The organism is Flavobacterium cheonanense (assembly GCF_039539185.1).
GTDB lineage: Bacteria > Bacteroidota > Bacteroidia > Flavobacteriales > Flavobacteriaceae > Flavobacterium > Flavobacterium cheonanense.
Genome location: NZ_BAABCT010000003.1, coordinates 35,498 through 50,922 on the forward strand (window position 1 = coordinate 35,498; position 15,425 = coordinate 50,922).

General features: G+C 28.9%; 14 protein-coding genes. 10 read left to right on the forward strand and 4 right to left on the reverse strand.

The genetic code is table 11. The features are described from left to right. Nucleotide 1 precedes the first annotated feature (1 nt). Complete coding sequence (locus ABD766_RS07040; protein WP_344816013.1) at nucleotides 2–568, forward strand: HAD family hydrolase; 567 nt, start codon at nucleotides 2–4, stop codon at nucleotides 566–568. On the opposite strand, the gene ABD766_RS07045 is transcribed toward ABD766_RS07040, so the two are convergent. From ABD766_RS07045 to ABD766_RS07055, 3 genes are read right to left on the reverse strand one after another with little or no spacing between them, the layout of a single operon-like run. Further along, nucleotides 557–1,834, reverse strand: a complete 1,278-nt coding sequence (locus ABD766_RS07045) for an O-antigen translocase (protein WP_344816014.1) — start codon at nucleotides 1,832–1,834, stop codon at nucleotides 557–559. The two genes, ABD766_RS07040 and ABD766_RS07045, sit on opposite strands and share 12 nt — an antisense overlap. Then, a complete protein-coding gene (locus ABD766_RS07050; RefSeq protein WP_344816015.1) occupies nucleotides 1,835–2,935 on the reverse strand; it encodes a DegT/DnrJ/EryC1/StrS family aminotransferase in 1,101 nt (366 codons plus the stop codon). After that, entirely contained in the window at nucleotides 2,932–3,909 is a 978-nt protein-coding gene (locus ABD766_RS07055) for a GNAT family N-acetyltransferase (protein ID WP_344816016.1), read from the reverse strand. The genes ABD766_RS07050 and ABD766_RS07055 overlap by 4 nt, the downstream gene beginning before the upstream one ends. Nucleotides 3,910–4,024: 115 nt before the next feature. On the opposite strand from ABD766_RS07055, the gene ABD766_RS07060 reads away from it, so the two are divergent. Beyond that, the gene (locus ABD766_RS07060) at nucleotides 4,025–5,839 is read left to right on the forward strand and encodes a T9SS type B sorting domain-containing protein (protein ID WP_344816017.1); all 1,815 of its coding nucleotides are present in this window, start codon (nucleotides 4,025–4,027) and stop codon (nucleotides 5,837–5,839) included. Between the two features lie 10 nt (nucleotides 5,840–5,849). Here the strand turns inward: ABD766_RS07060 and ABD766_RS07065 are convergent, their stop codons facing one another. Next, on the reverse strand, nucleotides 5,850–6,593 hold the full coding sequence (locus ABD766_RS07065; protein ID WP_344816018.1) for an RDD family protein: 744 nt from the start codon (nucleotides 6,591–6,593) through the stop codon (nucleotides 5,850–5,852). A 23-nt stretch (nucleotides 6,594–6,616) separates the two neighbouring features. Here ABD766_RS07065 and ABD766_RS07070 point away from each other — a divergent pair, with 23 nt between their 5' ends. The 8 genes from ABD766_RS07070 to ABD766_RS07105 are packed head-to-tail and all read left to right on the forward strand — an operon-like array spanning nucleotide 6,617 to nucleotide 15,298. Further along, a complete protein-coding gene (locus ABD766_RS07070; protein WP_344816019.1) occupies nucleotides 6,617–7,594 on the forward strand; it encodes a stage II sporulation protein M in 978 nt (325 codons plus the stop codon). Next, nucleotides 7,578–8,528, forward strand: coding sequence for a hypothetical protein (locus ABD766_RS07075; protein WP_344816020.1), 951 nt, complete (start codon nucleotides 7,578–7,580; stop codon nucleotides 8,526–8,528). The genes ABD766_RS07070 and ABD766_RS07075 overlap by 17 nt, the downstream gene beginning before the upstream one ends. A gap of 55 nt (nucleotides 8,529–8,583) precedes the next feature. Then, nucleotides 8,584–9,270, forward strand: coding sequence for a DUF4129 domain-containing protein (locus ABD766_RS07080; RefSeq protein ID WP_344816021.1), 687 nt, complete (start codon nucleotides 8,584–8,586; stop codon nucleotides 9,268–9,270). Next, entirely contained in the window at nucleotides 9,271–10,473 is a 1,203-nt protein-coding gene (locus ABD766_RS07085; protein WP_344816022.1) for a DUF4350 domain-containing protein, read from the forward strand. It abuts the gene before it with no gap. A 25-nt stretch (nucleotides 10,474–10,498) separates the two neighbouring features. Beyond that, a complete protein-coding gene (locus ABD766_RS07090) occupies nucleotides 10,499–11,506 on the forward strand; it encodes an AAA family ATPase (RefSeq protein ID WP_298302558.1) in 1,008 nt (335 codons plus the stop codon). A gap of 48 nt (nucleotides 11,507–11,554) precedes the next feature. Next, on the forward strand, nucleotides 11,555–12,886 hold the full coding sequence (locus tag ABD766_RS07095; RefSeq protein ID WP_344816023.1) for a DUF58 domain-containing protein: 1,332 nt from the start codon (nucleotides 11,555–11,557) through the stop codon (nucleotides 12,884–12,886). Nucleotides 12,887–12,937: 51 nt separating this feature from the next. Then, entirely contained in the window at nucleotides 12,938–13,729 is a 792-nt protein-coding gene (locus tag ABD766_RS07100) for a TrmH family RNA methyltransferase (protein WP_344816024.1), read from the forward strand. 21 nt (nucleotides 13,730–13,750) lie between these two features. Next, nucleotides 13,751–15,298 (forward strand): serine hydrolase, encoded by a 1,548-nt coding sequence (locus ABD766_RS07105; protein ID WP_344816025.1) that lies wholly within the window; start codon nucleotides 13,751–13,753, stop codon nucleotides 15,296–15,298. Nucleotides 15,299–15,425: the final 127 nt, after the last annotated feature.

The window sequence follows — 15,425 nt, forward strand, 5'->3', positions numbered from 1 at the left end:
TATGAAAACATTAGTATTAGTTGACTTTGACAAAACGCTTTATAAAAAAGATAGTTTGATAGAATTTACAAGATTCTACAAAGGAACTTTTCAATTAATAATAGGTTTTATAGCTCTTTCACCAATTCTTTTAAATTGGAAACTTGGAAAAATTTCTAATGAAACTGCTAAACAAAAATTTATGACTTATTTTTTTAAAAACGAGCCTTATAATTTGTTTTTAGAAAAAGGAAAACAGTTTTCAAACGAAAATATTCCTAGAAATCTTAATAAAAATATTTGGGAAAAAATTCAGAATCTTCAGGAGAAAAACGCCGATATTTATATTGTAACAGCTTCGTTTCGCGAATGGATTGTTAATTGGACTGAAGAAAATAATTTAAAATTAATTACTTCAAAACTTGAAATTGCAAACAATAAAATTACAGGAAAATTCAAAACAAAAAACTGCTACGGAATAGAAAAAGTAAATCGTATAAAAGAAAAAATAAATCTAGAAAATTACGATAAAATTGTAGTTTTCGGAAATGGAAAAGGCGATTACGAGATGCTTCAACTAAGCAAATAAACTTTTTCTAAAGTAAATACTCAAGGTGATAAAATAGATTGAATAAGTAAAAGAATGAGCCATTACAACTCCTTCAATTGAAAATTGGGAAACCAAATAGATACTACTAAAATACAATACAAAAAGAGAAAATAGCTCCGAAATAATGAAAGCTTTAGTAAGTTTCTTTGCATAAAATTGATATCCTAAAATAAAAGATGCCGCTTTAAAAGTATCACCAATCAATTGCCAAAAAAACAATTTAGAGACTGGTAAAAATTCTTTGGTAAACAAGATATGAATGATAAAGTCTCTTAGAAAATAGATTACAATCATTCCAATTATAAAAACTGGTAAAATTCCTTTGTAATAATTCCAAAAAAGTGTTTTGGTTTCTTGATTACTTCTGGCTACAGCTAATTTCGGTAAAAAATAAATAGAAATAATTGACGTAATGAACATAAAATAGTAGGAAGACATTCTACTCATTGCTTCCCAAAATCCTGCTTGTTCAATTCCTAAATTAACTATAATGTATTTTCTAATTGTAAGAAAAACCATTGGTCCAAATACGGCTGAAACCAATGCCATCAAAGAATAGGATGACAAATTTTTCAGAAAAGAAAGATTGTAAAACTTCAAATCAATAGCTTTTAAAATCTTAATTTCTTTATTAATTGAGAAAAAAGAAACTAAAAACAAGACAGATGGCGTCAAAATAATTGATAACAAAGCACCTTCCGTGTTCAATTTCCAAATCAATAAAACAGAAGCTATCAAACCAATTAAACTTCCTAAGATATTGACATAAATAACTTTTTTATAAGCTCCAAATCCGTTGATTGTTGCTATTAAAAAGATGTTTCCAATATAAAATGGCAAAGCAACTGCAAGTGATTTAAATACAAAAGCATATTGATATTGATTGCCGAAAATTGAAGTATTCAAATATTCTGAAAACAAAAACAATCCCAAACTTATTAAAAGACAAGTGAATAAGACTGTAATAAAAATAGTAGAAAGTGTTTTCTTAAGTTGATTGTCATCCGATTTATGTTCGGCCACATATTTTACAACTCCATTTTCAAAACCGAGTGTAGCAAAAGCTTCTGTTGCTGTTAGAAAATTCCTCAAATTTCCAACCAAAGCCATTCCACTTGGACCAACAAAAACAGCAATAAATTTAGAGGTAATAAATCCAACAAAAATCTTGATTAAAATACTTATTGCATTCAAAGAAGTAGCTTTGAATAAAGGTTTGGATAGTATTTCTTTGATAAAACTCAATTAGTATTTATTTAAAATTGAAATAACAATACTAACTTCATCATCAGTCATAATTGGACTTATTGGTAAACTTAACACTTCATCATGAATCTTTTCAGTTATTGGAAATGATAAATTATTCCATTCAGGAAAAGCCTTTTGTTTGTGAGGCGGAATTGGATAATGAATTACAGTTTCAATTCCATTTTTTAGTAAATAATCTTGTAAATCATTACGGTTTTCAGTTCGAACAACAAACAAATGAAATACATGATTGTTAGAAAAATCCCAGGTTGGCAAAACTATTTTATCGTTTTTAATTTCAGACAAATAACGTTTGGCAATACTTCTTCTTTTATCGTTATCTGCGTCTAAATTTGGCAATTTTACATTTAAAAAAGCCGCTTGAAGTTCATCTAATCTACTATTTATGCCAACCAATTCATTGTGGTATTTTTTTTCTGAACCATAGTTTCTCAATGAAAATAGAACTTCAGCTAAATCATCATCATTTGTCGTAACAGCACCACCATCACCTAACGCACCAAGATTTTTACCAGGATAAAAACTAAAAGCAGCAGCATTAGATAAATTACCTGCTTTAATTTCTGCATTTGAAATTGCACCATGAGATTGAGCTGCATCCTCAATTACAAGCAAATTGTACTTACTTGCAATGGCAGAAATAGTTTCCATTTCACATAATTGTCCGTAGAGATGAACAGGCAAAATGGCTTTAGTTTTTGATGTGATTTTTTCTTCTATTAAATAAGGATTGATATTATAAGTTTCTAATTTTGGCTCTACCAAAACTGGCACTAAATCAGACTGTAAAACTGCTAAAATACTGGCTATATAAGTATTTGCAGGAACTATCACTTCATCGCCTTTTTGCAACTTTCCTAGTTGAATATAAGCTTTGAAAATCAATACCAATGCGTCCAAACCATTACCTACTCCAATGCAATGCTTTGAACCGCAATAATGAGCAAAATTAGTTTCGAATGATTTTACTTCATTTCCCAAAATAAACCAACCCTTATCTAAAACCAGCTTCATTTTTTCTTGAAATTGTTCTTGATAACCTAAATTTAATTGCTGTAAATCGAGGAATTTTATCATATCAAAACCGATTCTAATAATGGATAATTCTTTGTTTGAACCTCATAAAAATTTTGGATCACAGTTTTGGCACCAAAACTTTCCTTCCAAAACAACAAACCTTCATTTATTCTTGTTCCTTGCTCTTCATTGGAATTATTAAAATCAAAAAAATGATGGTCTTTATAGACTTCTGTGATCAAATGATGGTACAAATAATCTAAACTTCCCAATTCATTTTTATCTGAATTTCCAGAAACATACTGTGGATGTGCAACTTTATCAGTACTAAAAACGGTGGTCCCTGCTACAATTTTATCCTTGTCATAAACATTAAAGTGACGAATATTGTTTGGAAAACGCTTTTGCAATAAAGTAATTTCATCAACAGAATGAACTGGTTTTACTTGATGTTTTTTATCTAAATTCGGAATCAAAATTTCATTCCAAAACAACTCAAAATTTAATTCTTCTTTAATAATCAAATTATTTTTTTTACCTCTGCGGATACTTTCCTTTCTTGTTTTTGTAATAGAATATGGCTTTGTCAAATCAATTACAGAAAGTGAATCTCTCCTATTTAATTGTGCTTGAGCGATAAACAAACAATATTCCAATTCATCTGAAAAATACTCTAAATAGAAATTTGGAATAGTTTTAACAACCAATTTCTCAATTGAATTTTCATTCAAAAATTGTAAAATACCTTTGAAAATCCAAATAACTGAAGTTAATTTAGCTTTCTGACTCAAAACTAATCCTCCATAAGTCAAACCATGATGCGAATAAAGTGTATTTGCATTCTTATTGGCAGGCAAAACTGCAACCAATTGATCTTTGTCAAAAATCATCAATGAAAAATCTTGAAATCGATCTGAATGATATTCCATAAAGTTTCTATTGAAAAGAAAAGTAGCATTCTTGGCAACGCTAATAAAAGCATTCCATTGTTCAAAATCTGCTGAATTATATAATCGAATTTGGTAGTGTTTCACAACTAAAATTAAAACTTTGGAAAATTACACAATTATTTTATATTAAAACGAATTTCAAAAATAGTCATAATTAAAAATAATTGACTACTTTAGACATCATAATTGCTATAATTTTGTGAATCTAAAACTTCATTATCTTGCTTTTAGTATACTATTACTTTCTTTTTGCAACTGTTTTGGGCAAAACGTAACTTTATACAATCAATTTAACGGACGATTTGACTTTACTTTTATAGGAAATACCATGAATTTAGGTGAAAATAATATCACATTAGGTTGCGAAAATTTGCTTTTAACTTCATCAGATGCTACCTTAAATCTGAATTCAAATCAGATAATAGAAAGTGCTTATTTGTATTGGGCAGGTTCAGGAGCCGGCGATTTTAATGTGAAATTAAATGCAGTTGACATCACAGCTCAACGAACTTTTTCTAATATTTCAATAAGTTCAGGACTTCCCTATTTTAGTGCTTTTAAAGACATTACAAGTCAAGTTATTGCAACTGGAAACGGAACCTATACACTTTCAGATTTAGATATTTCACAAACACTTATAAACGAACAAGGATATTGCAACAACAGAACCAATTTTGCAGGTTGGGCGATAGTTATTGTTTACAAAGACATTAGTTTACCTTTGAATCAAATAAATATTTATGATGGTTTACAGAGTATTCCAAATGCTTTGAATATTACTTTAAACAGTTTGAATGTAATTGATAATAACAATGCACAAATAGGTTTTATTGCTTGGGAAGGTGATAATGTTTTAGCTGTAAATGAAACCCTTAGAATTAACGGAAATACGCTTAGTAATCCGCCATTAAATCCTGCAAATAATGCCTTCAATAGCACCAACAGTATCACAGGAAGTACTACCCTTTACAACATGGATTTGGATATCTATAACATTCAAAATAACATAAATATTGGAGATTCCTCTGCACTAATTCAACTTACATCGGGACAAGATGTGGTTTTGATAAACGTTGTAGTTACAAAACTTAATAGTCAATTACCAGACGCAACGATTGCTTTAGACTCTATTAATCAATCTTGTAGTTCAAATGTTTACACAATAGATTATATAGTTTCAAATCTTAATTGTACCAATCCGCTACCAGCAGCAACACCTATTGCAATTTATGCAAATGGAATACTAGTTGGGCAAACGCAAACACAAAATAGCATTCCAATAGACGGAAGTGAAAACGGACAAATAACCATCACAATACCAAATACAATTCCAACAGATTTTATCTTAACTTTCATAGTTGATGACAACGGAACTGGCACCGGAATAGTAACCGAAATAATTGAAAACAACAATACTTTTTCGCAAACAATTTCTAGTTGGCTGCCACCAAATTTTAACCTTCTTGAACCTTTAATCTCTTGTAATGAAGGATTTACTGTTGGTACTTTCAATTTTTCAAATTATGCCAATCAAGTTCTAACCAATTCGACTGATACTTTTATTGGATTTTACGAAACAGAAACAGATGCTATAGCCGATGTTAGTGCAATTGCAAATACTTCAAATTATGTTTCAACTTCAACTCCAAAGAAAATCTTTATACGAATTGAAAATGACCACTGTTTCTCAGTTACCTCATTTGATTTAACTACAAAAAACTGTCCTCCAATTATCTATAATTATGTTACTTCTAATAATGATGGTTTTAACGACACGTTTTTTATTGAAGGATTAAGAAACATTTTTGTGAATTTTGAATTAGAAATCTACAATCGTTGGGGAAGATTAATTTGGAAAGGAACCAATCAATCAGAAGATTGGAATGGCGAAATCACTTTTGGACAAACCATAAGTTCCTCATTAGCTTTAAAAGGAACTTACTTTTATATCTTAAACTTAAATGATGCTGATTACCCAAAACCTTTTGTGGGATGGTTGTATTTTACTAAATAGATAATCTAAATTACATATTTTGGGTATAAAAATTATAATCTTTAATTACTGTTTTCAAAAAATCCTCACTTTTACCCGATTGATTTTTAATTCCTGTAACCTTTTCAACTTTTTCTTTTAACTTAGAAATCATTTCAAAATCACTTTTAGCAATTGCAGTATTCAAAGTTTCTTTAATAATTCTAACATCATTATCGGAAAGTTTTATAACTAAAGGATAAACAGGAACATAAGCTTCGCCAATATCTTCTAAAATCGTACTATTAATAGTGAATTTATTTTTTAAAGTTATCACCGCTGTTCCAGCAGAAACATCTCCTAAACGCTGATTTTTTTCATTAATAATAGTTGAAACTACAGCTATAATTCCAGAACTTATACTAATATCAATAATTCTAAAAAGCCATCTCAATAAATAGTCAGGAAACGAAGCTTGATAACCATCAATTTTTACAACTTTAATTCTAATTAGCCGTTTTCCAATAGTTTGACCTTCAAGAATACTTTCTAAAACTAAAGAATAAAACATATAGGGAAATAAAAATAAAACCACTATGGCAATTGCTGACCATTGATCCATTTTTGATATAGCATCTCCCAATCCCATTTTGTTAAAAACGAAATATCCAATTACTACTAAATAAGATCCTTTTATCAGTAAATCAACAAAATAGGCCAATATTCTTTCACCTACAGAAGCAGCTTGAAAATTAATTTTTACATTTTGTGTGGTATTTATTGTTAATTCTGACATATTTTTTAATATTTTAGCGTTCGATGAGAGAAATAGCATTCATAAAACAAAACAAAGAAAAATGGCTCGATTTTGAGCTAGCAATTTTTGGTAAATCTAAAAAAAATCCTGATGAAATGGCAAGTTTGTACATTCATTTAATTAATGATTTATCCTATGCCCAAACCTATTATCCTAAAAGCAAGACAGTTAAGTATTTAAATTATCTAGCTTCACAAATATATCAAAAGATTTATAAGACTAAAAGAGTAGAAAAAAATAGAATTTTAGAGTTCTTTTTTACAGAAGTACCACTTATTGTTTATGAATACAAAAGATATTTACTCTATGCTTTTGTATTGTTTTTTTGCTTTTTTGCAATTGGTGCCGTGTCAGCAAAATATGACGCTGAATTTGTTCGTTTAATTCTTGGCGATGGTTATGTTAATGAGACTTTAGAAAATATAAAAGATGGAAATCCAGTAGCCATATATAAATCAGGAAGTAATTGGGGAAGCTTTATCGGAATAACCGTAAACAATCTCTATTTTGGAACTTTGTGTTACTTGGAAGGATTTTTTCTTGGAATAGGAACATTATATCGTTTGCTAAACACCGGAATAATGGTTGGTTCTTTTCAATACTTCTTTTATGAACAAGGCGTTTTTTGGGAAAGTGTTAGAGGAATTTGGATACATGGAGCATTCGAAATATTTGCAATTGTAGTTCATGCTGCAGCAGGTTTTATTCTTGGTGCTTCCATCCTATTTCCTAAAACATATTCAAGAGTAAATTCATTAAAAATTGGCGTAAAAAATAGTTTAAAAATATATTTAAGTTCCTATCCTTTCTTTATTGCTGCAGGTTTTTTAGAAGGTTTCATTACAAGATATTCTATTGATATGCCTATTTGGTTAAGCGTTGGAATTATTATTTCAACTTTGTCAATTATTTCTTTTTACTATTTAATCTATCCATACATTATTCATAAAAAAATCAATAAAAATGTTTCAACTTTATAAAAAAAGAGAATTTAGCGATTATATAAACGATACTTTTCAGTTTTTTAAAATCACAGGAAAGCACTATTTCAAAAACTATTTTACAATTAATGGTTTCTTTTTATTAGCTGCAGCAGTTTTGATGTACTTTTTATTTAAAGTATATTTTGAATTTATATTTTCAAATATAAGTGGAGGCGTTCAAAACAACAGTATGTTTCAAGATTTGTTTCAAAATAATGCTGGAACGATTGCAGTCATTGTTATATTTGGTCTGTTTTTTTTCTATTTCTTGTCATTACTTCAATTTGCATTTCCAGTTTTATATTTAAAATTATACGATGATAAAAAAGGAGCAAATTTTGAAACTTCAGATATTATAGCCGAATTAAAAAAGAGTGCTTTTAAACTTTTTAAATTTACAATTGGTTCAATTTTTATTATTTTTCCAATAATAATGATTGTTATGTTTATCAATATATTATTGTGTGTTATATTAATTGGATTTCCATTATTATTGATAACAATTCCAATGATTATGTCTTGGATTCATCTAAGTTTTTATCATTACCTATCTTCAGAAGATACCTTCTTTGGATCGATATCTGCAGGATTTGGCGATTTAAGACAACAATTTTGGCCCATTGTTTTTTCAACACTAATAATTTATATTATCATTCAAATTGTTAATACTATTTTCACTATGATTCCTTATGTATTTGGAATGGCAAGTTTTTATACAACATTAAATGATTCTCAAAATGTAGCTGCTGATGGTCTTGGATTCATGTCAATTATGATGACAATAATTATGGTTGTATCAATGATTGTTAGTTATATTTTAAATAATTTAATTCTAATCAATCAAGGTACAATTTATTATAGCCAAAGAGATTATGACGAAAACATTTCAGAAAAAAGTTCAATAGACATGATTGGTAGTGATAGTGAATAAATTATTTTTTATAGTTAGTTTATTTTTTTGCATTACAATCAATGCACAAGACTCGTTGGAAATTTCCAATGGAGGAAATTCTGTGCATAATCAAAAGGAAATTATAATTGACAATTCTGATATTGAAACTCAAAAATTTAATCCAAATTTTAAAGAAAACTACAAGTCAAGTGAATTTCAATATGAAGTAAAAGCTACGGAAAAAGGCGCTTGGGACAGATTTTTAGAAGCTATGAAAGACTTTTTTAAAGATCTTTTTGGGATTTCTGATGGTGTTTCAAGTAAAGCTGTTGATGTTACGATAAATATTGTCTCAACATTAATTATTCTGTTTGTAATTTATCTAATTGTTAAAGCAATTTTAAACAAAGAAGGTCAATGGGTATTTGGAAAATCAACGACAAAAAAAATAATTTCTGATGATGATATCGAAAGAAATTTAAAACTTGTTGACTTTGAAAAATTGATTAAAGAAACAATAAAATCAGGTGATAATCGATTAACAATTCGTTACTATTATCTATGGATTTTAAAACGAATGTCAGAGAAATCAATTATTGATTGGAATCCTGAAAAAACAAATACCGATTATTTTTATGAGATTCAAAACCAAAAACTGAAAGAAGATTTTAGTTATGTTTCTTACTTGTACAATTATATTTGGTATGGCGAATTCGACTTGGATAACAACGCTTTTGAAAGTGCAAAAAAATCTTTTGAACAAACACTAAAATCTATATAAATGAATAAAACCATTAAAATATATATAGTTTTTTTAGTGCTAATTTTTATAGCAATAATCTTTGTTGACGCTAATAGACCTCGACCAATTGATTGGCGTCCAACTTATTCTATAAACGATAAAATTCCATTTGGTTTATACATTTTTGATAAAGAAACACCAACATTACTTAAAAAAAATTCCCTAAAAAAAGTCACAAATACAATTTATGAATATTTCGAACCATTATATAATTATGATTCACTTGTAAATAATTACAGCGAAAGAGGAACTATTCTTTCCATTTCTGAATATTCTCAAATTGACGATCAATCAACTCAAGAATTATTATATTTTGTTTCTCATGGAAATTCTGCTTATTTAAGTTCAAAAAGTTTCTCAAAGATTCTAATGGATTCATTAAAATTTGAAACAAATAATGAAATGATTTTTAATAAAGAAATCAAATTTTCATTAGTAAATAAAAAGCTTGACACCAAAAAATACAATTTCGATATAGGCGCTGGTTCATACTATTTTGGCAAAATTGACACACTTACAACAACAATTTTAGGTTATCAAGAATCAGGTAATAATAAATATGCTAATTTTATAAAAGTACCACATGGCAATGGTTTTTTCTATTTGCATACTCAACCAGCAGCTTTTACAAACTATCATATCTTGAAGGAAAACCACTCAGAATATTTAGAGAAAATAGTTTCTTATATTCCAAAAGGAAAGATATTTTGGGCAATTGACAACATCAATGGAGAATCTGTTTCTTCATCTCCAATGCGATTTATTTTGAGTAATCCTGCTTTAAAATGGGCTTGGTATCTATTTTTAATTGGTATGGTATTTTTCATGATTTTCAATGCAAAACGAAAACAACGCATTGTTCCAATAGTAAAACCATTACAAAATACAACAGTAGATTTTACAAAAACAATTGGAAATTTATATTACCAAGAAGGTGATCATCAAAATATTATAAATAAGAAAATAATATATTTTCTTGAAAGAGTTAGAAACGAATTCTTAATAGAAACCAATACTTTAGATGAGAATTTTATTAAAAAACTACATTTAAAAACAGGTAAAAATATTGAAGATATTGAAAATGTAGTTCGCCTAATCAATTATCAAAGAAGAAGTTATAATCAAAGCATTGAAGACGATTTAATAGAAATAAACAACGCAATTGAAAAAATTTTTAGTTAGAAATAAACTATACAATTAAAAGAATATGGAAAATATAGAAAACAATAACCAAACCGATTCAGAGGTAAACTTTCAATCGCGATTAAATTTAACACCACTAAGCGAAGGTGTTGAACGAATTAAAAAAGAATTAGAAACAGTAATTGTTGGTCAACACAAAATGATTGATCAACTTTTAGTTGCAATACTTTCAAATGGTCACATTTTGATAGAAGGTGTTCCAGGTGTTGCAAAAACTATTACTGCTAAAATTTTAGCAAAAACATTAGATGTAAATTTTAGCAGAATTCAATTCACACCCGATTTGATGCCTTCTGATATTCTTGGAACTTCGGTATTTGATTTAAAAAGATCAGAATTTGAATTCAAAAAAGGACCAATTTTTTCAAATTTAATTTTAATTGATGAAATAAATCGTGCTCCAGCAAAAACGCAAGCTGCTCTTTTTGAAGTAATGGAAGAGCGCCAAATTACGATTGACGGAACAACTTATAAACTTGAAACTCCTTTCATTGTTTTAGCCACACAAAATCCAATAGAACAAGAAGGAACCTATCGTTTACCCGAAGCACAATTAGATCGTTTTTTATTCAAAATAAATATTGATTATCCAAAACTTGATGAAGAAGTAATCATCTTGCAACGTGAACATTTGCTTCAAAATCATGGAAAATTAGATGCTATCAAAACCATTATTTCAGGAAACGAAATTAAACAATATCAAGAATTGGTAAAGCAAATAATAGTAGAACCAAATTTATTAGAATACATAGCAAAACTCGTTGTCAATACGCGTGAAAACGCCTTTTTGTATTTAGGTGCTTCGCCAAGAGCATCGATTGCTATTTTAAACGCTTCAAAAGGATATGCAGCAATTCGTGGACGAGATTTTGTTACACCAGAAGACATTAAAGAAGCGGCAATTCCAGTTTTGCAACATAGAGTAATTGTAACTCCAGAAAGAGAAATGGAAGGATTAACAAGTATTGAAATTATCAAACAAATTATTGAAAACATTGAAATTCCAAGGTAAAAACAAGGAAATTTAATTTATCCTATTTATAACATTTTAAGCTAAAAAATGAAACTTTTAAAGCAACTTTACATAAACAATTTCTTTTTCTACTTGCTCATTAGCATTGTAGCGTTGTTTTGTGTAGCTTTTATTTTTCCTTTTTTATACAACGCTATTTGGTATTTGTTGTACCTACTTTTAGGTTTTTTAGCATTAGATTTTATAATTTTGTTTGTTACAAAAAATGGTATTGAAGCACAAAGAACAATTCCAGAAAAACTTTCTAATGGTGATGAAAATCAAATAATTGTATCTATAAAAAACTTTTATACCTTCCCTATTTACACCAAAATAATTGACGAAATTCCATATCAATTCCAAATTAGAAATTTTGAAATAAAAAGAAAAATCAAAAATGCTTCAACAGATGATTTTCAATACTTTTTACGTCCAACAGAACGTGGAGAATATCATTTTGGAAATTTAAATATTTACGCCTCTTCACCACTTCGATTGCTTTCGAAACGTTATACTTTCAACAAAGATGTAATGGTTCCAACTTATCCATCTTACATTCAATTGAGGAAATATGATTTGATTGCTTTTTCTAATAATTTATTTCAATATGGCGTGAAAAAAATTAGAAGAATTGGTCACACAATGGAATTTGAGCAAATCAAAGAATATGTTTCTGGCGATGATATTAGAACTCTAAATTGGAAAGCTACCGCTAAGAAAAATAGTTTGATGGTTAATCAATTTCAAGATGAAAAATCGCAAAATATTTATATGTTAATAGACAAAGGTAGAACCATGAAAATGCCTTTCAATGGATTGAGTTTATTAGATTATGCCATAAATGCGACTTTAGTTTTGTCGAATGTGATTTTGAAAAAACAAGACAAAGCAGGAATGTTTACATTTTCTAAAAAAATTGATAATCGTGTTGTTGCTGAAAGAAGAACATCACAAATGCAAAAAATTTTAGAAAGTCTTTATAATGTAAAAACCGATTATTTTGAAAGTGATTATTCAAGATTATATGCCGATGTTAAGAAAAATATCACTCAAAGAAGTTTGCTAATTCTCTACACAAATTTTGAAACTTTAGACGGACTAGATCGCCAACTACCTTATTTGAAAGGAATTGCAAAAAACCATTTGTTAGTTGTAGTTTTCTTTCAAAACACTGAATTAAATCAAATTACAAACAAAAAAGCAGAAACTATTCAAGAAATTTATGATAAAGTTATTGCTGAAAAATTCCTTTTTGAAAAAAAATTAATTGTAAACGAACTAAAAAAATATGGTATCCATTCCGTGTTAACACAACCCGAAAATTTAACATTGGATACCATCAATAAATACCTAGAAATTAAAGCACGAGGAATTCTGTAGATTTTAGAATTATTTTAGGTATTTTTGACCTTTAGATTTTTCTTTATCAACATGACAAAACAAATCACTTCCATACAAAATCCGTTAATTAAATCTTTAGTCTTATTACAAGAAAAAGCTAAAGCTAGAAAGCAATCAGGCACTTTCTTAATTGAAGGAAAACGTGAAATTGAGCTTGCCATTAAAGGAAATTATCAACTAGAAACTATTTTATTTCTTCCTGAATTAATTACAGAAAATGAAATCAATAAACTTGTTAAAAGCAAAGTTGAACTGATTGAAATTACCAAAGAAGTATATCAAAAATTAGCCTACAGAGATACAACTGAAGGTATTTTAGCGGTTGCAAAAACAAAAACTTTATCGCTAAACGATTTAAAATTACCTGAAAATGCTTTGATTTTAGTGATGGAATCAATTGAAAAGCCAGGAAATATTGGTGCTATGCTTCGCACTTGTGATGCTGCCAATATTGATGCCGTGATTATTGCCAATCCAAAAACAGATTTGTACAATCCTAACATTGTACGTTCAAGTGTAGGATGCCTTTTTACCAATCAAATTGCCACAGATACTACCGAAAATGTAATACAATTTTTAAAAGACAAAAAAATTGCTATATTTGGTGCCACATTACAGAACTCCAACTTCTACCATACTCAAGATTATACTACAGCTAGTGCATTGGTTGTAGGCACAGAAGCGACTGGCTTAACTCAAGCTTGGCGCGATAATGCTACCCAAAACATCATCATTCCGATGCAAGGCGAAATCGATTCTATGAATGTCTCTGTAGCTTCAGCTATTTTATTATTTGAAGCCAAAAGACAAAGAGGATTTTGATTTTCAACTTAAATTTATACCATGAGAAAACTATTTTTTACTGCAATTTCAACTATTACATGCGCTTTATCGTTTGCACAAATTTCTGAATCTAAACTAGATGATGTTGTAAACAGAACTATGAAAACCTTTAACGTACCTGGAATTGCTGTTGCAATTGTTAAAGACGGAAAAGTAGTTATCTCAAAAGGTTATGGTGTAACCAATATAAATACACAGAAAAAGGTTGACGGAAATACACTTTTCGGAATTGCCTCCAATAGCAAAGCATTTACATCAGCAGCATTATCAATGCTTGTGGATGAAAAAAAACTTGATTGGGATGATAAAGTCATAAAATATATTCCTGAATTTAAAATGTATAATGATTTTGTTACTAACGAGTTCACAATAAGAGATTTATTAACTCATAGAAGTGGTTTAGGATTGGGAGCTGGTGATTTAATGATATGGCCAGACGGACATGATTTTACACCAAAAGACATCATCAAAAACATTCAATATCTAAAACCAGTTTCATCTTTTAGAGCGCAATACGATTATGATAATTTACTTTACGTAATTGCTGGTGAAGTTATTGAACGAGTTTCAGGAACATCATGGTGCGAATTTGTAGAAACACGTATCATGAAGCCTCTACAAATGAACAATAGTGCTGCTTCTTGGAACAGACTAAAAGACACTACAAATACTATCGTTCCACACGTACCTACCAATGGAAAATTAGAAATTATCAAGCGATATACTAATCCGATTTTTGATGCTGCTGCCGGAATTTATGCTAGTACAAATGACTTAAGTAAATGGGTTATTGCTCAACTTAACAAAGGAAAATACGGCACAAACAATCAATTATTTAGTCCAGAAGTTCATGAAGAAATGTGGTCACCACAAACAATTCTTCCTATTTATGGCATGAAACCTTACAGTTGCAACTTCAAAGCCTATGGATTGGGTTGGCAACTATCAGATATCAACGGCCATTTACAAGTATCACACACTGGAGGATTGGACGGAATTGTTACACAAACCATCATGTTTCCAGACATTAAACTTGGTATTATTGTATTAACCAACCAACAATCTGGTTCGGCTTTTAATGCAATTTCAAATACAATTAAAGACAGTTATTTGGGTCTGAAAAATCCTGATCATGTAATTACATTGAGTGAGGAACGTAAAAACAAAGAAGAAAACGCAGATAAAATTACAGATGAAGTATGGAAAACTGTAAATCAAAATAACATTACTCGTGTAAAAATTGATTTTACAAAATATATCGGAACTTATAATGACAACTGGTTTGGAGAAGTTTACGTTTATGTAAAAAATGGAATCTTAAATTTTAAATCCAAACGTTCACCGAGACTTTCAGGAACCATTTTATTTTACAAAGACCAAAACTTTGTTGTGAGATGGAACAACAGAAGTTTTAATGCTGACGCTCATATTTTCTTCGAACTTGATGCAGAAGGAAAAGCTGTAAAATTTAAAATGAAAGCGATATCGCCACTTACTGATTTTAGTTATGATTTTCATGATTTAGACTTCTCAAGAATAGATAACTAAATCTAAAATTTTCACACTAAACTTGTTTAGTATTCAAATCCAAATTCTGAAAAAATTATCGGAATTTGGATTTTTTTTATTGCAATTTCAATAATATTTCTTATTTTTAGCTAATTGAAGAATTTGC

Bases quoted from the DNA above. Each gene is read 5' to 3' on its own strand.
- ABD766_RS07040 (WP_344816013.1), top strand. From the start codon at position 2: ATGAAAACATTAGTATTAGTTGACTTTGACAAAACGCTTTATAAAAAA.
- ABD766_RS07050 (WP_344816015.1), bottom strand. From the start codon at position 2,935: ATGATAAAATTCCTCGATTTACAGCAATTAAATTTAGGTTATCAAGAA.
- ABD766_RS07065 (WP_344816018.1), bottom strand. From the start codon at position 6,593: ATGTCAGAATTAACAATAAATACCACACAAAATGTAAAAATTAATTTT.
- ABD766_RS07070 (WP_344816019.1), top strand. From the start codon at position 6,617: ATGAGAGAAATAGCATTCATAAAACAAAACAAAGAAAAATGGCTCGAT.
- ABD766_RS07075 (WP_344816020.1), top strand. From the start codon at position 7,578: ATGTTTCAACTTTATAAAAAAAGAGAATTTAGCGATTATATAAACGAT.
- ABD766_RS07085 (WP_344816022.1), top strand. From the start codon at position 9,271: ATGAATAAAACCATTAAAATATATATAGTTTTTTTAGTGCTAATTTTT.
- ABD766_RS07090 (WP_298302558.1), top strand. From the start codon at position 10,499: ATGGAAAATATAGAAAACAATAACCAAACCGATTCAGAGGTAAACTTT.
- ABD766_RS07095 (WP_344816023.1), top strand. From the start codon at position 11,555: ATGAAACTTTTAAAGCAACTTTACATAAACAATTTCTTTTTCTACTTG.
- ABD766_RS07100 (WP_344816024.1), top strand. From the start codon at position 12,938: ATGACAAAACAAATCACTTCCATACAAAATCCGTTAATTAAATCTTTA.
- ABD766_RS07105 (WP_344816025.1), top strand. From the start codon at position 13,751: ATGAGAAAACTATTTTTTACTGCAATTTCAACTATTACATGCGCTTTA.